The organism is Arenibacter sp. ARW7G5Y1, assembly GCF_003201775.1.
GTDB lineage: Bacteria > Bacteroidota > Bacteroidia > Flavobacteriales > Flavobacteriaceae > Arenibacter.
Map to the genome: position 1 here is coordinate 80,685 of NZ_QJJZ01000006.1, position 21,844 is coordinate 102,528.

A 21,844-nucleotide genomic window follows, 5' to 3' on the forward strand; every position below is an offset into this window, starting at 1 on the left:
TATGATAGACAACCCCGAATAATGAATTGCAGGGGAATACACTAAATTGAATAGGCAATAATTGCAGCTATATTATGAGCATTAAAAACGATTTATTCTTAAGAGCATTAAAAGGTGAAACTGTAGAGCGCCCACCAGTTTGGATGATGCGCCAGGCAGGAAGATATCTGCCGGAATTTATGGCAATCCGCGACAAGTACGACTTTTTTACCCGTTGCCGTACACCGGAATTGGCCAGTGAAATTACTGTACAGCCCATACGTCGCTACGGTATGGATGCCGCAATTTTGTTCAGCGATATTTTGGTAATTCCACAGGCGATGAACATAGAAGTACAGATGAAACCCAATTTTGGGCCGTATTTGCCCAATCCGGTAACGGACCAAAAAGGCGTGGACGAAGTTATTGTCCCTGATGTGAACGTGGAATTGGATTATGTAATGCAGGCCATAAAAGCCACCAAGGAACTTTTGAACAATGATATCCCCTTGATCGGCTTTGCCGGCTCACCTTGGACCATTTTGTGTTATGTGGTACAAGGCCAGGGCAGCAAAACCTTCGATAAGGCCAAAGAATTCTGTTTTACCAATCCAGTGGCGGCCCATCAGCTACTACAAAAAATTACCGATACTACCATTGCCTATCTAAAGGCAAAAGTCAAGGCCGGTGTAGATGCCGTACAGGTGTTCGACTCATGGGGGGGAATGTTGTCCCCTGTGGACTACCAGGAATTTTCGTTCCAATATATACAACAGATTATAGATGCCCTTAAGGACGAGGCTCCCGTAATCGTTTTTGGAAAAGGATGCTGGTTCGCCTTGGGCGATATGGCCAAATCTGGAGCAGCTGCCCTTGGAGTGGACTGGACCTGTTCCGCACGGAATGCACGTTACCTTTCAGGAGGCAATATCACCCTACAAGGTAATTTTGATCCGGCAAGATTGCTTTCCCCTCCTGCCGTAATCAAAAAAATGGTAACCCAAATGATCAATGAATTTGGCAAGGATAAATACGTGGTCAACCTTGGTCACGGTATCCTGCCCAATGTTCCCTTGGACAACGCCAAGGCCTTTATAGAGGCGGTAAAGGAGTACCGATATAATTAAAAGGGCGTATCCCTTTCTTCCTCTTTTCAGGGAAAAAAGGGTCGCGCTTTCCGTTATATCTTTTATTTTTATGGAAGTATTACTTTGGGGCATCGCTTAAAATAACAGAATTACACCCAAGACAGTTTGTCTTCCATAAAAATAAAAGGATGTCACTGCAATCGCTTACGCAAAACCACAAGTATGACCAAACATATACTGAACGGTATTAAAGCCTATTTTGGCACCTTTAAAATTATTTCCCAATTGGGACTTTGGCGCTATTTTTGGATTCCAATATTGATCAGCATAGTCGTAGCCATTATTATTTTCACCTCAGCTTTTGGGCTATCCGATAATATAGGTGGATTTCTTTCGCAATGGTGGATTTGGGACTGGGGAAGGCAAACGGTGATTCTGATCAGCGAAATTTTTGGAGGCCTTTTAATTATTGTGTTTGGCTTTATTTTGTACAAGCATATTGTCATGGCACTTTCTGCGCCTTTTATGAGCCCAGTTTCAGAAAAAATAGAGGCCCATTTATTGGGAAACACTATAAAAACCCATAGAGATACCACCTTCGGGGAACAACTTTGGCGCGGTATCCGAATCAACCTAAGAAACCTGATAATGGAAATCTTGTTGACCCTCCCTATTTTATTAATCGGGCTAATCCCGATTATAGGATTGGTTTCAACCCTTCTCATATTTCTAGTACAGGCCTATTATGCGGGTTTTGGTAATATGGACTATACCCTGGAACGACATTTTAAATATGCCGAAAGTGTAAACTTTGTACGAAATAACAAAGGCATTGCCATAGGTAACGGAATTGTATTTATGTTCTTTCTGTTTATTCCCGTAATTGGTGTAATTCTAGTATTGCCATTGTCGGTAACCGCTGCGACCATAAAGACGGTAGATATATTGAAAGCAGAAAAAGAAATTGGATAGCATAGGACCTGCAAGGTTGAGCCGCTGACAAGACCTGCAAGGTTTCAAAAACCTTGTAGGTCTATAAACCGAAAATGAAAAAATGATTGTTCCAGGCAATGGAACAAAGCCAACAAGGTCGGGGAGACCTTGCAGGTTAGGCAAACAACTGAGCGCTAACCAAGACCTGAAATATGGCAAAGGTGACAAGACTTGCAAGGTTTAAATTCTATAAAGCAACAAAAATGAAACTAGAAAAACTTGAACAGGGTTGTTATTATCACATATACAACCGAGGAATAAACGCTGGGCATATATTTAAATCTGATGAAAACAAATGCTACTTCTTAAAACTGATCAATAAGTATTTAACAAACAAGGTTTCCATTCTTGCATATTGTTTAATGGGCAACCATTACCACATGGCGGTTCAGGTCATTCAAGAAGAACAAAAAGTAACTCAATCATTTTCCAATCTTTTCAACGCATATGCCAAAGCTTTCAATAAAATGCACAATAGAACGGGTAGTCTTTTTGAAAAGCATTTTAAAAGAATTAGAATTCAAGATACCAAATATTTAAGGAACTTGATTATCTATATCAATACTAATCCAGAATTACATGGAATCACCGAAGATTATAAATCATACAAATATTCGTCTTATCAGACCACTATTTCCATTCAGAACAGTACCGATTTAGTTTCAATAGCAAAAGAAGAGGTAATAAATCTTTTTGATGATCTAGGGAATTTTGAATATTTGCATGAACAAAAAAGAAGCTTAGGTCTAGACAAATTGAACTGGGGTCAATGACCTGCATGGTTGAGCCGCTACAAGACCTGCAAGGTTTCAAAAACCTTGTAGGTCTATAAACCGAAAATGAAAAAATGATTGTTCCAGGTAATGGAACAAAGCCTACAAGGTCGGGGAGACCTTGTAGGATTGGTAAACCTTGAAGGTCTACATCGAAAACAAGAAAACAAAAGGTATGAAAGATAAATTTTACGCTTACATTCAACAACTACAGGATACGATTACTTCCAAATTGGAAGCTGTAGACGGTATGGCCAAGTTTAGGGAAGACATTTGGGAACGACCTGAAGGGGGCGGTGGACGATCAAGGGTCATAGAAAACGGCGCTGTTTTTGAAAAGGGCGGTGTAAACATCTCTGCCGTTCACGGCGCCTTGCCACAAAGCATGCAAGACTATTTTGGAGTAAAGGACGCCGATTTTTTTGCCTGCGGACTAAGTCTTGTCATTCACCCAAAGAATCCCATGGTTCCTACAGTACATGCCAATTGGCGCTATTTTGAAATGTATGATAGACACGGTAAATTGGTGGACCAATGGTTTGGTGGGGGACAAGATTTAACACCGTATTATCTATTTGACGAAGATGCCAAACACTTTCATACAATTTGCAAAAATGCCTGTGACAAACATAATCCGGAATTCTACAATACCTACAAAGCAAAGTGCGACAATTATTTCTGGAATACGCACCGGAACGAGGCTCGGGGTGTTGGGGGACTGTTTTACGATTACTGTAAGGCAAATAATGCGATGTCCATGGAAGATTGGTACAATTTTGAAACCGAAGTGGGCAATAGCTTCCTGGAGGCCTATGTGCCAATCGTTGAGAAAAGAAAGGACTTGCCCTATACCAAAGAACAGCGGAATTGGCAGGAAATCCGACGTGGCCGTTATGTAGAATTTAACCTGGTACATGACAAGGGTACACTCTTCGGCTTAAAGACCAATGGCCGAATAGAAAGCATATTAATGAGCCTACCTCCCCATGTACAATGGGTATATGACCATCACCCAATAAAGGGAACTGAGGAAGAACGTTTGTTGAATGTTCTTGCCAAACCCAAGGAATGGGTATAGTAAACCTAAACATAGGATTATGAGTAAAAAAGGTAAGGAAAAAAATACCGCCAACAAGGCAAAACACAGCAAACTCCTCAATAGAAAGAAAAACAAACTTAAAAAAGAAAAGGAAACCCGTAAAGAGCGACTTAAAGCGATTATAACACTACATCGGGAAAAGGGGAATATAGAGGATACGAATTAGTCTTTAAAAGGCAGTAGAACCATAATCACTAAAAAAACCATTATAATAAATGCCATGAATTGTCCCTGTGGAACCCATAAATCCTATGTCAATTGCTGTGAATTGGCGCATAAAGACCTCAGAGCCGTTAGGACAGCGGAACAATTAATGCGTTCCCGCTATTCGGCCTTTGTTTTGGGCAATGGCAACTATTTAATGGATAGTCACCACTCCTCCAGCAGACCCATTAAAGAAAAGAAATCTATTGAAGCTTGGGCAAAATCCGTAAGCTGGATCAGATTGGAGATTTTGGATAAGGAAAAAGGAGGGATATACGACCAAAAGGGCACCGTTACCTTTAACGCATATTTTTTTGAAAACGGCAAAGTGGAAGTGATATATGAAAAGTCGGACTTTGTAAAGGAAAACGGCCTATGGATGTATTTAGGTCTAGCGAAATAATAAAAGGATTAACCCGTCCATTTAATACAATTTAGGACATGTTCCCCTATCTTTGAATTTTAAAATTAACATAACAATGTATCCACTTAAAAGAAACAGAAGACTCCGTACCAATGAGGCCATAAGGTCCTTGGTCCGTGAAACTATTATCGCTCCAAATGATTTTTTAGTACCCCTTTTTGTTGTGGAAGGAAATGGGGTCAAGGAAGAAATTGCATCCATGCCCAATTACTACAGATACAGCCTGGACTTATTGGAAAAAGAAGTAAAAGAACTTTGGGCCATGGGACTTAAATCGGTACTTCTCTTTGTGAAAGTGCCAGACCATTTAAAGGACAATAAAGGTAAGGAAGCCGTAAACCCCAAGGGGTTAATGCAAAGGGCCATTAAAACGGTTAAAAATGCTTGTCCGGAGATGTTGGTTATGACCGATGTTGCATTGGATCCCTATTCCTCCTATGGACATGATGGTATAGTGGAAAACGGACAGATCGTTAATGACGATACTGTGGAGGTTTTGGCCAATATGAGCGTGAGCCATGCCCAAGCCGGGGCCGATTTCGTTGCGCCCAGTGATATGATGGACGGCAGAATATTGAGCATTCGGGAGGCCTTGGAAGATGAAGGGTTTATAGATACTGGAATTATGAGCTATAGTGCCAAATATGCCAGTGCATTTTACGGTCCCTTTAGGGATGCGTTGGATTCGGCTCCAGGCTTTGGAGATAAAAAAACCTACCAAATGGATTACGCCAATAGGTTTGAGGCCATTAAGGAAACCGAAATGGATATTGATGAAGGTGCGGATATCGTAATGGTAAAACCTGGTCTTTGCTATTTGGATATAGTAAGGGAAATTAAAAATGAGGTGGATGTTCCCGTGGCAGTATACCAGGTATCAGGGGAATATGCTATGGTTAAGGCTGCAGCCGAAAAGGGTTGGTTGGATCACGATGCCGTTATGATGGAGCAGTTGACCGCCATAAAAAGGGCCGGTGCCAATATCATTGCCAGTTACTTTGCCAAGGATGTAGTCCGCGTATTGGGATAAATAAGGTGTACCACCTTTCATCCTAGGCCTTGCCAAAAGTTATTTAGCACTAAACTTACATTATTAGCATATGAAAGATTTGCTTTTTGTACTTATTATTCTTTTTGTGGTCCCCCTACAATCCCAGGACCTTGTTATTCCCACTTTTTTGGAAAAATGGGAAAATTCCAAAACTTATCTAGTGGATATAGCAGAAGCCATGCCTGCAGAGAAATATAATTTTAAGCCTACTGAAAGACAAAAGGTTTTTAAAGATCAGTTACTGCATATAAAGGGCAATATGGATTGGTTATGCAGCACCTATTTCGGCGGACAAAAACTTGACAATAAAACAGATATAAACTCCACACCAACAAAGGAAGAAATTATAAAATCGTTAATAGACAGTTTTGATCGGGTTGGTACTATTCTAAAAAACACCCCTTCTTCAACGCTTTCGGAAAAAGTTGAATTTTTTGCCGGTAAAAAATCCAGATTACAAATATTGAATCTTTTACAGGACCATGTAACCCATCACCGGGGTCAATTAATTGTATATTTAAATCTCAATAATATTGAACCCCCAAAATATGTGGGTTGGTAATTCATCTGTTATGAAAAGAAGTAATTATGGTGCCATTATTATACTGTTAAGTATATTTATAAATATACATCTCCTAGCGGCACAAACAACTAATCTGGAGACACTTCGCTATGATCATCCGTCGGCTGTCGGAATGGATTCATTGTTTATCCACTCCAAAGTAGATTCAATAATGACCTTTGCCATTAAGGAGGAAGCCTTCCCAGGTGCACAGGTATTGGTGGCCAAGAACAACAAAATCATTTTTCATAAAGCCTATGGGTTTCACACCTATGACAGTTTACAGCCTGTAGGTCTAACGGATATCTACGATTTGGCATCAGTAACCAAAATAATGGGGCCACTACCAGCCTTGATGAAATTACATGACGAGGGAAAACTGGATTTGGATGCGCCCTTCAGTACCCTATGGCCTAAATGGAGCAAAAGAAAGGATAAAAAATCGCTGACGATAAGGGAAGTTTTTGCCCATCAGGCGGGATTGGTTCCCTATATAATTTTCCTTCAAGAGGTGATGAAAAGGAATGGTTCGGTAAAAAATCGTTTTGTAAGACACGAGCCTGGTCGTAAATTCAACACTAGAGCCTATGACAATATCTATATCAAGGATAGGTTTAAAAACAAAATATATCGCCACATCAATCGCTCTAAGGTGTCGGAAATAAAAAAGTACAAGTATTCCGGGCTTACTTTTTTACTCTATCCCGAAATCATTTCACGACTTACCAATACGGATTATGAAGCCTATGTAACCCAAAACTTTTATGCTCCTTTGGGGGCCACTACTTTGGGGTTCAATCCCAAAACAAAAAATTACCAAAACAAAATAGTCCCTACGGAAATCGACACCTTGTTCAGACATCAACTGACCAAAGATTGGGTCCATGACGAAAACGCAGCTTTAATGGGCGGGGTATCAGGAAACGCAGGGCTGTTCGCCTCGGCAACGGATTTGGCAAAAATGATGCAGATGTACATGAATTATGGTACTTATGGAGGTAAGCGGTATTTGTCCGAGGCCACGGTGAAGGAATTTACCAAAGTACAATATCCCGAAAATGACAATAGAAGGGGGCTAATATTCGATAAACCCGATTTGAACAATCATGAACTTACCTTAGCCGATTCCTATCCGGCCCCAAGCGCCAGTGCTGACAGTTTTGGACACAGTGGGTTTACAGGAACATTTGTTTGGGCCGATCCGAAAGCCCAATTGGTATACATATTTCTGTCCAACCGTGTATATCCCAGTAGAACACATGGCAATATATACAAATACAATATCCGCTCCGCCGTACAGCAAGTATTTTACGACGCTATGATGGATTGAGTTAAGAATTTCTGAATTTATTAGTACCTTAGTGTTTTATACATTTATATGGGGTTATTAATATTTTTTGCACTTATTTCCATCCTCGTATCCTTTCTATGCTCCATTTTAGAAGCAGTGCTTCTGAGTGTTCCCCAAACTTTTATCAACCTAAAGATAAAAGAGGACAAATCTTATGCACAGGATCTGGAAATCCTTAAAAAGGATGTGGACAAGCCTCTTATAGCCATTCTCACCTTAAATACCATAGCCCATACAGTAGGGGCAATTTTAGTAGGGGTGCAGGCAAAAGTAGCTTACTCCGAACTTTACGGAAATACCGAAAAATCCATTTTAGGAATGGAATTTACCGAAGCCGCCATGGTGGGATTGGTTTCTACCATCATGACCATTTTGATCTTGGTAGCCTCCGAAATAATTCCCAAGACAATTGGTGCCACCTATTGGAAACAATTGGCGCACGCGGCCACAACTTCCCTAAAAATAATGGTGTGGGCCCTTCGTTGGACAGGAATTCTTTGGCTATTGCAACTTTTCACAAGACTGGTCGGTAAAAAAGGCGTGCATGGCAGTGTATTTAGCAGGGAAGATTTTAGCGCCATGACCGATATTGCCCATGAGGAAGGGGTTTTTCAAGAATCGGAATCCACCATTATCAGAAACCTCCTGAACTTTGACGAAATCAAGGTAAAGGACATCATGACTCCAAGGGCCGTGGTAAAAATTGCCTCGGAATCCACCACCATTAAGGAATTTTATAATGCCAACCCCAAAATGCCATTTTCACGAATTCCCGTATACAGTAAAAAAATGGATAATATTACTGGGTTCGTTTTAAAGGACATGATTTTGGAAGAAATAATCAAAAAAAATGGCAGTGCACCACTGTCCAGTATTAAAAGGGAGATATTGGTAAGTAACCGACAAACTCCTATTCCTGAGTTATTTGAAACCTTTATTTCCAAAAGGGAGCATATAGCCCTTGTTGTGGATGAATACGGTTCAGTTAGTGGGGTAGTAACTATGGAAGACATTTTAGAGACCTTATTGGGCCTCGAAATAATGGACGAAAGCGATAGTGTGGAAAACCTACAACACCTCGCCCGAAAAAATTGGAACGAAAGGGCCAAACGTCTCGGAATTATTCAAGGAAAGAGAAATAAGGAATAATGGAGGCCGTATATATAAACACGCCTTTGGGTATAGCAAAAATTGAAGGTGATGAAAACGGATTAACTTCCATCACTGTATTCGATAGTGAAGAAAAACTATCGGATATTGTTCCTGAATTGCTCGAGGATGCGGTATACCAGCTTCGGGAATATTTTGAAGGTACAAGAAAGGAGTTTAGCTTAACACTCAACCCCGAAGGAACAGATTTTCAAAAAAAGGTTTGGCAGGCCCTACAACAAATTCCTTATGGCAAAACTGTTTCCTATCTGGAGCTGTCCAAAACGTTGGGCGATGTTAAAGCCATAAGGGCCGTAGCTTCGGCCAATGGCCAAAATCCTTTATGGATAGTTGTGCCCTGTCACCGGGTCATTGGCAGCGATGGTTCCTTAACGGGATATGCCGGTGGATTGCATCGTAAAAAATGGCTTTTGGAACACGAGAGTCCCGTAAAGCAACAAACTCTGTTTTAATTTTTTACAGACCCTTCGGTCGGTATATCATCCTTTAGGGCCTTATTTGTATACCTTGGTAGACTTACATCGGTATTTCTGTGTTCTTTATGGAAATATCCCAAATATGTAACGGTAACTCATAGTTGTGTACCAACCGTATGGTCGGTTAATACCTTCTTGTGCTTCCCGCCCAATATACCCTAAATTGAATCTAAACAATAGGGAAAATGCCCAAAACAACAGTTTTAAATTTGTTTGTATATTTATAATTCACCTTGTTTTATCAAAATTATAATCGAGCCATTTAGGTAATAATAAACTTTGAATGCTACATAAAATTAACTTGGAACACATACTCTTTTTGGACATTGAAACGGTTCCGGAAGAAGAGAATTTTAATAAGCTGGACGACACCAAAAAAGAACTTTGGGAACATAAGTCGCTCTACCAACGAAAAGACGAATATACAGCTGAAGAATACTATGACCGGGCTGGAATTTGGGCAGAGTTCGGAAAGATAGTTACAATTTCGGTTGGATACTTTAATTACAAAGGGGACAATCGGACGTTTAGGGTTACCTCATTTTATGGGGAGGAGCCAAAGATTCTCAAAGATTTTAAGAATTTGTTGGATACTCATTTCAATCGTCCCCATCACCTACTATGCGGGCACAATGGCAAGGAATTCGATTTTCCCTATATCGCTAGACGTATGATCATCAATAAGGTTGATTTGCCCAACAAGTTGGACCTTTTTGGTAAAAAGCCATGGGAAATAGCTCATTTGGACACTATGGAACTATGGAAGTTTGGAGACTACAAGCATTACACTTCACTTAAGCTTATGGCCAATATTCTTGGCATTCCCTCTCCTAAAGAAGATATAGACGGCAGTATGGTAAAAGCCGTTTACTATGAGGAGAAGGATTTGGATCGCATCGTAAAATACTGTGAATTGGATGTGATCACTACAGCGCAGGTGTTTTTACGTTTGCGGAACGATGAACTATTGGATGAAAGTGAAATTAAAAGAATATAAGATCTTGGCTATTGATGCTTTTAGATTAGGACTTGTAGAACTTAATGGATTTTGATCCTTCTAGGTCTGCAAGGGTTAGCACGTACAAGCCAGTGGTAAGGTCGGCAATATAAATCTGCCTATGCTCCGCCTTACCGGATTTTACAACGATGCCGTTAAGAGAAACAATCTTGTACATGGCATCCTCCGAGACATCTCCATTAATAGTCATTGAGGTCTGCACGGGATTGGGGAAAATGGAAAACTGTACTTCCAAAGTCAAGGTTTCATATTCCATATAATCCATAAGTTCGGTTTCGCTTCCCTTAAAGGTAAATTCGTATTCTTCACTATATTCGGAACTTATATTTTCGGAACAAAATGTCTTTACCCGAAGGCTATATTCCATTCCCTCTACTAGATTATTTAGGCTAATAAAGTTATCGAAGGTTGTTTCCACATTCCATTCGTTACTACTTTTCTTTTTATATTCAATTTGGAAAAGTGCATCTGTGTTTGCAGTCCAATCCAACCTTACCCCGGTATCATCGGAGGTGGTAAGTTCAATATCTTCCGGGGTAACTAGAACACAATCGGTAAGGGCAATCCCCGTAACAATAAGGGAAAAATTCTGAGGCCCTTGGCTAAGGGTATTTTTATGGGTAATTGTTATGGTATATTCCCCTTTGGCATTCTGAATATCTATTCTTTCAAAGGGATCCACTCTATTGTCTCCGCTAGCGGCTGGAGCATCTGCCTTGGTTGCATTCAGTTTCCATGGTAAAAATGTCTTGCCGTCCTTAATTATCCGAATATCCAAATCGTTCACCAAGGCTGCGGACATATCGTTTAAAGTTCCGGAATTTACCGCTCCTGTAGCAGGGTCTGTCCAAGAAATTGAAGCAGATAACTGTTCTAGTCCATTGGCCATTACCGTATAGGTCTTTGTTTCACCTTCCAAAAGGGTTTCTTCCGAAATCATGGTAGAAAACCCCTTATTTGTTATTACCTCTACAGCCGATTTTGTATTAATAACTCCCCAACCCATTTTATAGTCGGGACCCGGAGCATCAACATCGTCTGCAGTATGTAGTACCAATCCTTTTAGCGTGGCAGCCTTCATAAAACTACCTTCCATTTGTTCGTGATATTCCTGGATCAACAACATAGATCCTGTTACTCCCGGTGTAGCCACAGATGTTCCATTAGCAGTCTCATACCTAGTGTCGTTCGCAATACCAGTAGTGTAAATATTCGTTCCATAGGCCGCAATGTCTGGCTTAATACGACCATCATCAACAGGACCAAAACTGGAATAGGAGGCCACTGAAGCTCTTACCAATTGCCCTTGATCATTGGTTTCAATATCTGCCGCAGCAACCGTGACGCCATTTTTCGAGGTTGCAAATCCCAACATCAAATCAAAACCATTGGAAGCCGAACCAAAAATAGGAGCCTCGTTATCTTTACTTTTTTGGGAATTCCCTGCAGCGGTCACCATTAAATAATAGGGAGCATTGTACATTATTTTATCCCAATCCCTTGAAACTTGAATATAAGACCCGAAATACCAATCTGGCACTCGGTTAGACATAATTCCGTAGGAGTGGTTGGACAATAGTAAGCCATTGGCGGCCATCTCGGCAGCTTCAATTTTATCCCTTCTCCAGTCATTGGAAACAGCCTTAGCCTTATATGCCACTCCTTTTGATTTTTTATCCAGTCCTTCTGCAACCAAAATTCCAGTGACCCTTGTGGCGTGCGAATCCACAATATCACTCTGGTCCAAAATCTGTACCCTATTCCCAAATTCTTTGTGGTTTGCTAAAACGGCTCCTGCGTCCCATACCCCTACCAACATATTCTCTCCGTTAATACCCAAATCCAATAACCCATTATCATGTAAGGCGTTGGCTCTGGTAGCGGTATTTAATTCTGTACTGAAGGTGCTATAATAAAGAGGGGTTCCATCATCGCCTATAGAAGTAAGCTCGCTAAAATTTCCATCTGCCAATCTTTCGGTCAATTTCCAACCATTTGTCTTCGCGGCCTGCAATAAGCTATTGTTCTCCTTGTCAAAATTCCTTTTAAGGTCATTGGTAAACACGCCCAACTTTGAGCTGCGGTATTTATCCTTAATAACATGGATCTGTTTCTCGGTTTGTGCAAACGAGTTATAGGTAGCAAGGCAAAAGGCTAGTGGAAGTAAATACTTGCCAATCTTTAACAAAGTAGGGTTTGCGTAAGCCATGATTAAGTTTATAGTAAGATTTGGACTACAAATATACCACAACAAGCAAATATTATCGATTAACGCACCTTTTTATTCGATGAAACGCATGGTTTTGTTGTGAACAGTCAAAAAAACGACATGAACGCTTCTCTTGAAGGAAAGAATAATTTAAATATTGTACTTAAACTGTACGTAAACTGGAAAATGATCACTGAATCCACCCATATATCTCCTTCCAACATAGGTTCTACGCGGATTGCCCTTATACTTCCCTTTGAACTCGGTTAAAAAGGTCTCATCAAAAATATTGGCTTCGCAAAAACTATGGGTGCCTTTTTCGTAATTGAAAAAGTTATGGGACACTATAATTTGATCGAAAAGACTCCAAGACCTTCTATAGTTGGCACTTCCCCTGTCAGGAGATTTTAATTTCTCCATAGGATTATGCAAGCTAGTCCTACTCATCAGGGTCTGGAGACTGGCAGATGAAGGACCGTCATTAAAATCGCCCATTACAATATAATTGGGATTTTCAATGCGTAGCTCCAAATCCTCCATAAAATCAATAATAGTCTTGGCTGCAGCAATACGCTTATAATCGGTTTCTACCTCCCCACTCCTTCTCGAAGGCCAATGGTTTACAAAAATATGAACCTCTTCACCATTTAAAACCCCGTTTACATACAAAATATCCCTTGTGGTATCGCGTTGGCCATTATCATTATGTATTATCAAAGGAATAGCTTCGGAGTTTAATACTTCAAAATTATCCTTATTATATAGCAAGGCATTATCTATTCCCCTTTCGTCCGGGGAATCATAGTGAACATAATGATAATTGTAATTATTTAAAGGATCTGTGGACAACAAATCCTGTACTACCTTCCCGTTTTCAACCTCGGCAACACCAACCAAGACCGGAGGAAACCCTGTAGATTCGCGTCCAATTTCGCCAATGGTTTTGGCCAGTCTTGACAACTTATTCCGATAGCGCTTTGGGGTCCACTTTTTAGATCCATTGGGCGTAAAATCATCATCCAGGGTTTTGAAGTCATTTTTGGCATCAAATAGGTTTTCTAGATTGTAGAATGCCACAGTGTGGAGGGTATTGATCGATTTTTTCTTAAAAAATGAAAATTTCATCCAAAATTTTTAATCGATTGCTAAATTACGAAAAACCCTTGGCAAGTATTGATTAGATTTGTACTTTAAACTGATATATGCTAGAGAAGAAGACAATAGAATATGAAAAAGCAGTACTCATAGGGGTAATGAACAAGGACCAGAATGAGGAAAAGGTAAACGAATATTTGGATGAACTGGAATTCCTTACCTACACTGCCGGTGGGGAGGTTTGTAAACGCTTTGTCCAACGAATAGACTTGCCCAACCCCAAAACCTATATTGGGAGTGGTAAAATGTTGGAAGTGGAGGCCTATGTTAAAAGCAACGACATTGGATCCGTTATTTTTGATGACGAACTTACACCAGGACAGCAGCGGAATATAGAAAGGCAACTGAAATGTAAGATCCTTGACCGTACCAGTCTTATCCTGGATATTTTTGCCCAAAGAGCACAGACCAGCTATGCCCGTACCCAAGTAGAACTGGCCCAATATGAATATTTACTCCCAAGACTAACCGGATTATGGACCCACTTGGAGCGACAAAAAGGGGGTATTGGGATGCGTGGACCTGGTGAAACGGAGATCGAAACCGATAGGCGTATTGTTCGTGACCGAATTTCCCTTCTAAAGAAAAAATTGTTGAAGGTAGATAAGCAGATGGAAACCCAACGGGGCAATCGTGGTGCATTGGTGCGTGTAGCCTTGGTAGGGTATACCAATGTGGGCAAATCCACCCTGATGAACGTTATTAGCAAGAGTGATGTCTTTGCCGAAAACAAACTTTTTGCCACCTTGGATACTACGGTTAGAAAAGTAGTGATAGGTAACCTTCCCTTTTTATTGAGTGATACGGTAGGATTCATTAGAAAACTGCCCACACAATTGGTCGAAAGTTTTAAAAGTACTTTGGATGAGGTGCGCGAAGCAGATCTATTACTACATGTAGTTGATATATCCCATCCAAATTTTGAAGAGCATATAGATTCGGTAAACCAAATTCTTGCTGAAATAAAAAGTTCGGATAAAAAAACCATCATGGTCTTTAACAAAATAGATCAATACGAACACCAGACCATAGACGATGATGACCTGATCACCGAAAAAACGAACAAACACTTCTCTATTGAAGAGTGGAAGAATACTTGGATGCGCCGTGTTGGCGACAGGGCCCTTTTCATTTCGGCCCTGAACAAAGAAAACCTCGAAGAATTCAGAAAACGTGTCTATGACGAGGTCCGGGACATACACATCACCCGATTTCCGTACAACAACTTTCTATATCCAGAACATTTGGATGAATATTGAATTAATGCCATACAAGGGTTTAATTGCCGATTCCCATCTTAAATACGTGAGGGTATCCCTCTGATTACGGACTTGGAGGACAATGTTCAGGGACATTAAATAGCGGATAAAAAATCCTTGTAAGGCATTATCATCACTTATAATGAAACCAATGGGGTATAAACCTATTGCCGTTCATCGAAGAAAGGATACCGTTGATTTTTTTCACAACATTCTAGAGCGCGTTCACAACAAAAATTAAACATAACTACCTATTCCTTATATCTTTACATTGTATTTAAGTGATAGTGTTTAACCCCAAATTGAATACAAAACTTAATTCGAAGTGCCTTTTCCCCAAATCGGCACTTAACCTTAAAGTAAGAGCTTTAATTAGCCAAATTTTACTAGAAATGCCTACTTAACTAAAAAAAAATGCCCTTCTCTCGAGGGGCATTTTTTATTGTGAATTATGTTCATCATCATAACTTCTAACGCTTATTTTTCAATTTTTAAAAAGGATTTGGCAATGTCTTACAAAATCATGCGCTTTTCCTATTCTGTAAGAAAATCCAAGGAATCAAGATACTAGATTGACTTCGAAATGGCTCTAAGCCATACCATTACATACACCAATAGTTTATGGTTATTTAAAACAGTGTTACATATTTTGGACACTCTGTTACATATGTGATATGATACTCCTTTACAGTTTTATAACTTCGATCTATTGAAGGCTTCGCTTAATATTTAGCCTTTTCTACCAAAGCAAGAATAAGATATTAAGGATTAGTTTAGACGGGAAGCCCATTCGGGTCTTTTGATAATTAATAATTATAACCTATAAATTACCTAAAATAATGAGAAGTAGAATAATTTGTATAACGGTGGTATTGTCGATTTTTATGAGTTGTGGAATAGACAATTTGGGTGAATCGAAATGCTTTAGTGAGGCCAAAAAAGGTTTAGATGACTTAGATGAAAAGTACAAAAATGTCATCTATTTCGATGAAGAAGGTAATTTTAGGGAGAAATCGTATGAAAATTGCGTTTTTGCCCGAACAATGACAACTGGCCAAATAAACCTTTTGGAAGATAATGAAGAGGAATTAGCAGTGGATTCTAGTTGTATGTCAGAAGCAGAGTATCTGGATTTACTTGCTAGGATTGATAAAAGAAAGCGTGAATTGGAACAAGATATTGAGGATGTCTGGAATGGTTGTGAATCGGCTTTTGGTGTAGACGACTAAACCCTGATATCTTTGGTTTTTAGAATTACATAAATAGTTGAAAATATGCGGTAGAAAGACAGGAACAACCAACAATCAATTGATTTAATAGTCTACATTTTTTAACTTCTTTTAAATGCATATGAATCAACATTTTAAGGAGGTTTTTTCGCTGATAAGTATTACATAGTTCAAATAAAAGGGAACTATAATTTACATTTAAAGTAGCCGAATTCTGAAAAGGGCTCCAAGATAATAATAAATATCAACTGGTATAAAATAACAGTAAGTGAGCCACTCCGCAACCCGTATTTTACCAACAAAGAGAAAACAGGTATGCTATAGAAAACTCCGTTCACCACGGAAATATCGGTAAATAGGCGGCAATACAATACTGGCCATAGCAATCCTTAAAATGCTATGCACTTCCTGCCACTAAAATACATTTCGTAGCTAAGCCACCCCACTCTTCAATTCGCACACCACATGATGCCCTATATTCACAACAAAAATTTAACTGCCAAATAGCTACTTGTTATATTAGCTGAACAATTAAAAGAAATACTTTTCCAATTGGAATTCAAAATATATACCGCTTAACCAAAATTGACAAATCCTACTTTGCAAAAATGGCCCTCTTTGAGGGCCATTTTATTTTATTATACCGATCAATATCGTCTTTTAGAACGAATAGTTTAGACCGAACAGCCAATAGGTCTGTAAATCGTTGTCGATTGACGCAAAAGTAGGGATTGGATCTCCTACATCCAGATTGCCCAAAGCATAGTTTAAAGCTTCCTGCTTGTTGTTTCTTAGGCCAAATTCGAACCCTAGACCAATACCTTTCCATAAAGTATATCCAAAAGAGTTGGTCCAAGTCCAGTTGGAATAATCTGCACTCTTATAACTTTGAAACAGGGATAAATTGGTCTTAAAATTAACATCCCCTAATTTCTTTGTATAGTCGGCCACAATTTTAGCCCCTAAGGAGGATTCAAAAACGGTATCTCCGGAACTGAACACAAAATTGTAGTTTAGGGGGTGAATAACAACCACCAAATCGGTAATAGGGGTCCAGGTTGCACCAACTCCAATATCCAAATAGCCTGGGTCATTAAAATTATCAATAATCGTAGTCCTATATTCCCCCAGAGTAGATATAGCGAACTTATCGCTCAATTTCCGCCCGTACAACGAGGTGATATTAAAAACATCCGTAGCGGAACGAAAACTATCATCATCGGTATCAATATCCTTATCATCTATTTTTACCCACCCAAGATTGATATTCAATGAATTTCTCCAGAAATATTTAGGTTGATTAAGATTGGCGAAGGCATTGGTAGTAATACCTATATTCCCTGCACTGGAATTTGGAGTGCCTTTGGAATACCAATTGTTAAATCCGGAAAGACTGGCACCAATGGTTCCAAAAGCGCCTTTTTTCCATCCGGGTATGGCATTTATTTTTCCTTGAATGGCGTCTACCCTTCCTTGTATTGCCGCAATGGAATCTTTTTTACTTGCCTTTTCCGCCTTTAACTCCTCTAAAGACTGGGCAACAGTAATATTCATAGCCAACAAAGCGACTATTGCTAGTACAATTTTCTTCATAACAATTAGTGTTTTATTTATAGTTAGGGCAAAAATAAGGAATATTGGATAAAGAGTAAGAATGTTATCAGTCGTTATTTTGCCTTAAACAAAGGCACCGAAGAACAGGCTTCCCCGTACATTACGCTTTTGGCTACCGTCTGAATTTTGGTAGTGGCCCATAAATAGGCATTGGGTGGTACAGGTTTGTTGGAACAGCCTTTGATGATTACCGGTTTGTCCACAAATTCGGACACGTCCAGATCTTCCAAAATGGATTGATAAAGGGAAGATTCCAACATTTCCAAATCCCCAATAATAATTTGTTTGGAATAAGGTTGTAGTTTGGTAGCTATAAGCATATACGCCCAACCCGGAATAATGGCATCGGAAGTGCAGTTTAATGCCACATATGCACCTTTGTACTTAGTCCAATCATGTTTCTCCAAATGAGCCCGAAATTCCTTTTCCCGAAGGATTAAGCCCTCATACAACCAATCCTTAATGTCCATGAGTATCCTTTCCCCATTGGGGTATAAATCCTCTAAGTTAAAGGTCACCAATTTACTTTGGGAGACTCGATTTATTATTTCAGACATAAATCTTCGGTTTTAGAATATCACTTTTGATCGACAGATCCAATCCTACCAATTAATTGGGTATTTTCTTATTGCTAGATGGGATTACAGGACAGCTATAGCATTCCCAATTCCAATTTGGCTTCTTCACTCATTAATTCTTGGGTCCATGGGGGGTCAAAAGTAATTTCTACCTCAACATCCTTTAGCTCGTCTATAGATTTTACCTTTTCCTCCACTTCCATTGGGAGCGACTCGGCAACAGGACAGTTCGGCGAAGTCAAGGTCATTAAAATTTTAACTTCATTGTCCTCGTTGACGAAAACATCATAAATTAGGCCCAATTCATAAATGTCCACAGGTATTTCGGGGTCGTAAATGGTTTTTAGTACCCTTACTATTTTTTCGCCCAATTCCTGGGTGTCCATGGTTTCTATTTCTTCACTCATTGTTTTAATTATTTATGGTCCAAAAGAGGTCAGTGCATCAATTCTTATGGCAGGACCAATTAATTTAATTGTGTTTGGTATGCCACGGCATACAATTTCAATTGTTTTATCATACTTACCAAGCCATTGGCCCTAGTAGGCGATAAATGTTCCTTCAATCCGATCTCGTCAATAAAATCGGTCTCGGCCTCTATTATGTCCTTAGGCCTTTGGTTACTAAAGGCCCTTATTAAAATAGCAATGATACCTTTTGTAATAATGGCATCACTATCCGCAGTAAAAACCAATTTATCACCTTCCAGTTCAGCATGTACCCAAACCTTGCTCTGGCAGCCTTTAATAATATTATCGTCGGTCTTATACTGTTCTTTGATCATTGGCAAGGATTTTCCAAGCTCTATCATATACTCATAGCGCTGCATCCAGTCCTCAAACATTGAGAACTCATCAACTATCTCTTCCTGAATTTCTTTTATACCCATATCAAAATTTTGTGCCCATTGTATAATGGTAACAATTCCAAACAAAAATACAACAAGTAATTTTGCCTATCAACTATTTAAAAGATTGAAAATTAACCAAATGAAGTTATAATAGCATTGTTTTTGCCCTCCGCACACTGGACACCAGTATATCTACTTCTTCCTTGGTATTGTAGAAACTAAAACTTGCCCGTACGGTACCTGGAATTTTGTAAAAATCCATGATAGGCTGGGCACAATGATGTCCTGTTCTTACAGCAACACCTAGTTTATCCAATATACTCCCAATATCATAAGGGTGGAGTCCTTCAATATTAAAAGAAATCACGGCTGTTTTTTCCTTGGTATCCCCGTATATTTTTAATCCATCAATGGCCAGAAGTTCTTGGGTTGCATATTCCAAAAGTTCCTGTTCGTATTGGGCAATGGCATCAAATCCAATGGCATTCATATAATCCAAGGCAGCCCCAAAGGCTATACCACCACAAATATTGGGAGTACCTGCCTCAAACTTATGGGGAAGTTCGGCATAGGTGGTTTTTTCAAAGGTTACCTCTGCAATCATTTCGCCCCCTCCTTGGTAAGGTGGCAATTTATTTAACCATTCCTCTTTGCCATAGAGCATTCCTACTCCAGTAGGACCACACATTTTATGGGCAGAAACCACGTAAAAATCAACATCCAGTTTCTGAACATCAGCCTTTATATGCGGAGCTGCTTGAGCCCCATCTATTAAGACGGCAGCACCTACCTTGTGGGCTGCGGCAATAATTTCCTCAATAGGATTAATGGTACCCAAGGCATTTGAAACATGGTTACAGAATACCAGTTTGGTACGTTGGGAGAGTAATTTATGGTATTCCCCCATAACCAATTGGCCCTCCAAATTCATTGGAATCACTTTTAAAACAGCACCGGTGCGTTCACAAAGCATTTGCCATGGCACAATATTGGAATGGTGTTCCAATGCGGAAACTATAATTTCATCACCTTTTTCCAATAAAGAGGTAAAACCATTGGCTACTAAGTTTATACCATGGGTAGTTCCAGACGTAAAAATAATTTCCTGTGGCCTAGCGGCATTAAAATGCCTTTGTATTTTCTGCCTCGCCTGTTCATAGACGTCCGTTGCTTCTTGGGACAGTGAGTGTACCCCTCTATGGATATTGGCATTGTAATTACTGTAGTAATCCACAATGGTATCTATAACCTTTTTAGGGGTCTGGGACGTAGCGGCATTGTCCAGATATACCAAAGGATAGCCGTTTACTTTCCTATTTAGGATAGGAAAGTCCTTACGTATGCTCAATATATCGAAAACAGTTTGTATCATGTTAAAAATTCAATGCTGGAAATTACGTTGAATAGAAACTTTCTATAGGTCAAACCCTAAACGAACTCCCAATTTGTTGGCAATTAATTTGTTGATCCTAACCTTTAATTCAGGAATTCGCACACTTTCCAAAACGTTATTGGCAAAGGCGTACATAAGCAATGCCCGTGCTTCTTTTTTTGGAATTCCCCGAGACTGTAGATAAAATAATGCCTCCTCATCCAATTGCCCTATGGTACAACCATGTGAACATTTCACATCGTCTGCAAAAATCTCCAACTGGGGTTTCGTATTAATGGTAGCCTTGTCACTAACCAAAATATTGTTATTCTGCTGAAAGGCGTTAGTCTTTTGGGCAATTTTGTCCACTATAATCTTACCGTTGAAAACACCTGTGGCATTTTCCCCATATATCCCTTTATAATCCTGATGACTTTCACAGTTGGGCTGAATATGGTGCACCAGGGTATGGTGATCCACATGTTGCTTTTCCTCAATTATGGTAACCCCTTTCATGGTAGAATCTATACGCTCCCCATTTTGATAGAAGTTAAGGTTGTTCCGCGTTAATTTTCCTCCAAAGGAGAAGGTATGGACGTTTACTACACTACCATCTTTCTGGTCAATATAAGTATTGTCTATCAATGAGGCGGTTGTTAAATCGTTCTGGACCTTATAGTAATCTACATGAGCGTTCTTGGCAGCAAAAATTTCTGTTACCGAATTGGTAAACACTTCATTGGCCGTTAAACTCTGATGCCGTTCTATTATCTGCATTTCCGCATTTTCCTCTGCAATGATCAAATTTCTTGGCTGCAACAATAACGCTGCTTCATTCCCTGTTGAAAAATGAACAATTTCAATCGGTTTTTTGGGAATCTTGTTTTTGGGAATATAGATATAGGCTCCCTCCCGGCTAAAAGCGGTGTTCAAGGTAGTCAACGAATCGTCCTTGGAGGCTATTTTATTAAAATAAACATCTATTATCTGCTGGTACATAGGCTTGTTCAAAGCCGAACTCATTAAACACACATCAACTCCATCATGGGTTGTCTCCGACAAAAAAGAACTATATACCCCATCTACAAATACAATTTTAAAGGTGTCTATTTCATGTAGAAAGTATTTTTTCACATCCCTGTATTCCAACATGCTTTCCTTTTTAGGAAAGATGCTGAAATCTATTTTCTGTAGTGTATTTAAGGAAGTATATTTCCAAGCCTCCTCCTTTTTGGTAGGAAACCCCTTTGTCTCAAAATTCTTGATGGCCTCTGAGCGTATATCGTGTACCGGATGATCTACATCCACACCATTTTCAAAAGCCAAGAATGAGGAAACTAATTTTTCTTTTAAATCCATTTTTACAAGTTGTAATGTCTAAATGTTAAAC

Annotated in this window: 22 protein-coding genes; 14 read left to right on the plus strand and 8 right to left on the minus strand. The window is 39.5% G+C overall.

Annotated elements, in window-relative coordinates:
• Positions 1–74 precede the first annotated feature (74 nt).
• The 12 genes from hemE to C7972_RS10645 all read left to right on the plus strand — a co-directional run bounded on the left by hemE (position 75) and on the right by C7972_RS10645 (position 10,167).
• Complete coding sequence (gene hemE / locus C7972_RS10595) at positions 75–1,106, plus strand: uroporphyrinogen decarboxylase (protein ID WP_110356150.1); 1,032 nt, start codon at positions 75–77, stop codon at positions 1,104–1,106.
• Between the two features lie 183 nt (positions 1,107–1,289).
• Entirely contained in the window at positions 1,290–2,039 is a 750-nt protein-coding gene (locus tag C7972_RS10600) for an EI24 domain-containing protein (protein ID WP_110356151.1), read from the plus strand.
• A gap of 224 nt (positions 2,040–2,263) precedes the next feature.
• Entirely contained in the window at positions 2,264–2,833 is a 570-nt protein-coding gene (locus C7972_RS10605; protein ID WP_110356152.1) for a transposase, read from the plus strand.
• A gap of 175 nt (positions 2,834–3,008) precedes the next feature.
• Positions 3,009–3,911, plus strand: a complete 903-nt coding sequence (gene hemF / locus C7972_RS10610) for an oxygen-dependent coproporphyrinogen oxidase (RefSeq protein WP_110356153.1) — start codon at positions 3,009–3,011, stop codon at positions 3,909–3,911.
• 19 nt (positions 3,912–3,930) lie between these two features.
• On the plus strand, positions 3,931–4,098 hold the full coding sequence (locus C7972_RS23785; RefSeq protein WP_181422857.1) for a hypothetical protein: 168 nt from the start codon (positions 3,931–3,933) through the stop codon (positions 4,096–4,098).
• Positions 4,099–4,152: 54 nt separating this feature from the next.
• Entirely contained in the window at positions 4,153–4,539 is a 387-nt protein-coding gene (locus C7972_RS10615) for a YchJ family protein (RefSeq protein WP_110356154.1), read from the plus strand.
• Between the two features lie 76 nt (positions 4,540–4,615).
• Complete coding sequence (hemB, locus tag C7972_RS10620) at positions 4,616–5,590, plus strand: porphobilinogen synthase (protein WP_110356155.1); 975 nt, start codon at positions 4,616–4,618, stop codon at positions 5,588–5,590.
• A 70-nt stretch (positions 5,591–5,660) separates the two neighbouring features.
• Positions 5,661–6,173 (plus strand): DinB family protein, encoded by a 513-nt coding sequence (locus C7972_RS10625; RefSeq protein ID WP_110356156.1) that lies wholly within the window; start codon positions 5,661–5,663, stop codon positions 6,171–6,173.
• Between the two features lie 10 nt (positions 6,174–6,183).
• Complete coding sequence (locus C7972_RS10630; RefSeq protein ID WP_110356304.1) at positions 6,184–7,503, plus strand: serine hydrolase; 1,320 nt, start codon at positions 6,184–6,186, stop codon at positions 7,501–7,503.
• A gap of 48 nt (positions 7,504–7,551) precedes the next feature.
• Complete coding sequence (locus tag C7972_RS10635; RefSeq protein WP_110356157.1) at positions 7,552–8,673, plus strand: CNNM domain-containing protein; 1,122 nt, start codon at positions 7,552–7,554, stop codon at positions 8,671–8,673.
• The gene (locus C7972_RS10640) at positions 8,673–9,146 is read left to right on the plus strand and encodes a methylated-DNA--[protein]-cysteine S-methyltransferase (protein ID WP_110356158.1); all 474 of its coding nucleotides are present in this window, start codon (positions 8,673–8,675) and stop codon (positions 9,144–9,146) included. Before C7972_RS10635 ends, C7972_RS10640 begins: the two co-directional genes overlap by 1 nt.
• A gap of 307 nt (positions 9,147–9,453) precedes the next feature.
• Complete coding sequence (locus C7972_RS10645) at positions 9,454–10,167, plus strand: 3'-5' exonuclease (RefSeq protein WP_110356159.1); 714 nt, start codon at positions 9,454–9,456, stop codon at positions 10,165–10,167.
• A 25-nt stretch (positions 10,168–10,192) separates the two neighbouring features.
• Here the strand turns inward: C7972_RS10645 and C7972_RS10650 are convergent, their stop codons facing one another.
• On the minus strand, positions 10,193–12,397 hold the full coding sequence (locus tag C7972_RS10650; protein WP_110356160.1) for a S8 family serine peptidase: 2,205 nt from the start codon (positions 12,395–12,397) through the stop codon (positions 10,193–10,195).
• A gap of 150 nt (positions 12,398–12,547) precedes the next feature.
• Positions 12,548–13,522 (minus strand): endonuclease/exonuclease/phosphatase family protein, encoded by a 975-nt coding sequence (locus C7972_RS10655; RefSeq protein ID WP_110356161.1) that lies wholly within the window; start codon positions 13,520–13,522, stop codon positions 12,548–12,550.
• 77 nt (positions 13,523–13,599) lie between these two features.
• On the opposite strand from C7972_RS10655, the gene hflX reads away from it, so the two are divergent.
• A complete protein-coding gene (gene hflX / locus C7972_RS10660; protein WP_110356162.1) occupies positions 13,600–14,811 on the plus strand; it encodes a GTPase HflX in 1,212 nt (403 codons plus the stop codon).
• Positions 14,812–15,650: 839 nt separating this feature from the next.
• The gene (locus C7972_RS10665) at positions 15,651–16,040 is read left to right on the plus strand and encodes a hypothetical protein (protein WP_146216305.1); all 390 of its coding nucleotides are present in this window, start codon (positions 15,651–15,653) and stop codon (positions 16,038–16,040) included.
• A gap of 660 nt (positions 16,041–16,700) precedes the next feature.
• On the opposite strand, the gene C7972_RS10670 is transcribed toward C7972_RS10665, so the two are convergent.
• From C7972_RS10670 to sufD, 6 genes are all read right to left on the minus strand, one after another.
• Complete coding sequence (locus C7972_RS10670; protein ID WP_110356164.1) at positions 16,701–17,633, minus strand: DUF3078 domain-containing protein; 933 nt, start codon at positions 17,631–17,633, stop codon at positions 16,701–16,703.
• Positions 17,634–17,707: 74 nt separating this feature from the next.
• A complete protein-coding gene (locus C7972_RS10675) occupies positions 17,708–18,211 on the minus strand; it encodes a DUF2480 family protein (RefSeq protein ID WP_110356165.1) in 504 nt (167 codons plus the stop codon).
• 95 nt (positions 18,212–18,306) lie between these two features.
• Entirely contained in the window at positions 18,307–18,639 is a 333-nt protein-coding gene (locus tag C7972_RS10680) for an SUF system Fe-S cluster assembly protein (protein ID WP_110356166.1), read from the minus strand.
• Between the two features lie 59 nt (positions 18,640–18,698).
• Positions 18,699–19,121 carry a SufE family protein gene (locus C7972_RS10685; protein ID WP_110356305.1) on the minus strand — a complete coding sequence of 141 codons (423 nt, stop codon included), beginning with the start codon at positions 19,119–19,121 and terminating at the stop codon, positions 18,699–18,701.
• 106 nt (positions 19,122–19,227) lie between these two features.
• On the minus strand, positions 19,228–20,454 hold the full coding sequence (locus C7972_RS10690) for an aminotransferase class V-fold PLP-dependent enzyme (RefSeq protein WP_110356167.1): 1,227 nt from the start codon (positions 20,452–20,454) through the stop codon (positions 19,228–19,230).
• A gap of 42 nt (positions 20,455–20,496) precedes the next feature.
• Positions 20,497–21,813, minus strand: a complete 1,317-nt coding sequence (sufD, locus tag C7972_RS10695) for a Fe-S cluster assembly protein SufD (protein WP_110356168.1) — start codon at positions 21,811–21,813, stop codon at positions 20,497–20,499.
• Between the last annotated feature and the right edge of the window lie 31 nt (positions 21,814–21,844).

What these genes read in the sequence shown, in the direction of transcription:
- sufD (WP_110356168.1), bottom strand. Translation starts at nt 21,813, where the DNA reads ATGGATTTAAAAGAAAAATTAGTTTCCTCATTCTTGGCTTTTGAAAAT.
- hemE (WP_110356150.1), top strand. Translation starts at nt 75, where the DNA reads ATGAGCATTAAAAACGATTTATTCTTAAGAGCATTAAAAGGTGAAACT.
- hemB (WP_110356155.1), top strand. Translation starts at nt 4,616, where the DNA reads ATGTATCCACTTAAAAGAAACAGAAGACTCCGTACCAATGAGGCCATA.
- C7972_RS10615 (WP_110356154.1), top strand. Translation starts at nt 4,153, where the DNA reads ATGAATTGTCCCTGTGGAACCCATAAATCCTATGTCAATTGCTGTGAA.
- hflX (WP_110356162.1), top strand. Translation starts at nt 13,600, where the DNA reads ATGCTAGAGAAGAAGACAATAGAATATGAAAAAGCAGTACTCATAGGG.
- C7972_RS10605 (WP_110356152.1), top strand. Translation starts at nt 2,264, where the DNA reads ATGAAACTAGAAAAACTTGAACAGGGTTGTTATTATCACATATACAAC.
- hemF (WP_110356153.1), top strand. Translation starts at nt 3,009, where the DNA reads ATGAAAGATAAATTTTACGCTTACATTCAACAACTACAGGATACGATT.
- C7972_RS10685 (WP_110356305.1), bottom strand. Translation starts at nt 19,121, where the DNA reads ATGGGTATAAAAGAAATTCAGGAAGAGATAGTTGATGAGTTCTCAATG.
- C7972_RS10645 (WP_110356159.1), top strand. Translation starts at nt 9,454, where the DNA reads ATGCTACATAAAATTAACTTGGAACACATACTCTTTTTGGACATTGAA.
- C7972_RS10630 (WP_110356304.1), top strand. Translation starts at nt 6,184, where the DNA reads ATGAAAAGAAGTAATTATGGTGCCATTATTATACTGTTAAGTATATTT.
- C7972_RS23785 (WP_181422857.1), top strand. Translation starts at nt 3,931, where the DNA reads ATGAGTAAAAAAGGTAAGGAAAAAAATACCGCCAACAAGGCAAAACAC.
- C7972_RS10625 (WP_110356156.1), top strand. Translation starts at nt 5,661, where the DNA reads ATGAAAGATTTGCTTTTTGTACTTATTATTCTTTTTGTGGTCCCCCTA.
- C7972_RS10600 (WP_110356151.1), top strand. Translation starts at nt 1,290, where the DNA reads ATGACCAAACATATACTGAACGGTATTAAAGCCTATTTTGGCACCTTT.
- C7972_RS10650 (WP_110356160.1), bottom strand. Translation starts at nt 12,397, where the DNA reads ATGGCTTACGCAAACCCTACTTTGTTAAAGATTGGCAAGTATTTACTT.
- C7972_RS10655 (WP_110356161.1), bottom strand. Translation starts at nt 13,522, where the DNA reads ATGAAATTTTCATTTTTTAAGAAAAAATCGATCAATACCCTCCACACT.
- C7972_RS10690 (WP_110356167.1), bottom strand. Translation starts at nt 20,454, where the DNA reads ATGATACAAACTGTTTTCGATATATTGAGCATACGTAAGGACTTTCCT.
- C7972_RS10670 (WP_110356164.1), bottom strand. Translation starts at nt 17,633, where the DNA reads ATGAAGAAAATTGTACTAGCAATAGTCGCTTTGTTGGCTATGAATATT.
- C7972_RS10680 (WP_110356166.1), bottom strand. Translation starts at nt 18,639, where the DNA reads ATGAGTGAAGAAATAGAAACCATGGACACCCAGGAATTGGGCGAAAAA.
- C7972_RS10665 (WP_146216305.1), top strand. Translation starts at nt 15,651, where the DNA reads ATGAGAAGTAGAATAATTTGTATAACGGTGGTATTGTCGATTTTTATG.
- C7972_RS10640 (WP_110356158.1), top strand. Translation starts at nt 8,673, where the DNA reads ATGGAGGCCGTATATATAAACACGCCTTTGGGTATAGCAAAAATTGAA.
- C7972_RS10675 (WP_110356165.1), bottom strand. Translation starts at nt 18,211, where the DNA reads ATGTCTGAAATAATAAATCGAGTCTCCCAAAGTAAATTGGTGACCTTT.
- C7972_RS10635 (WP_110356157.1), top strand. Translation starts at nt 7,552, where the DNA reads ATGGGGTTATTAATATTTTTTGCACTTATTTCCATCCTCGTATCCTTT.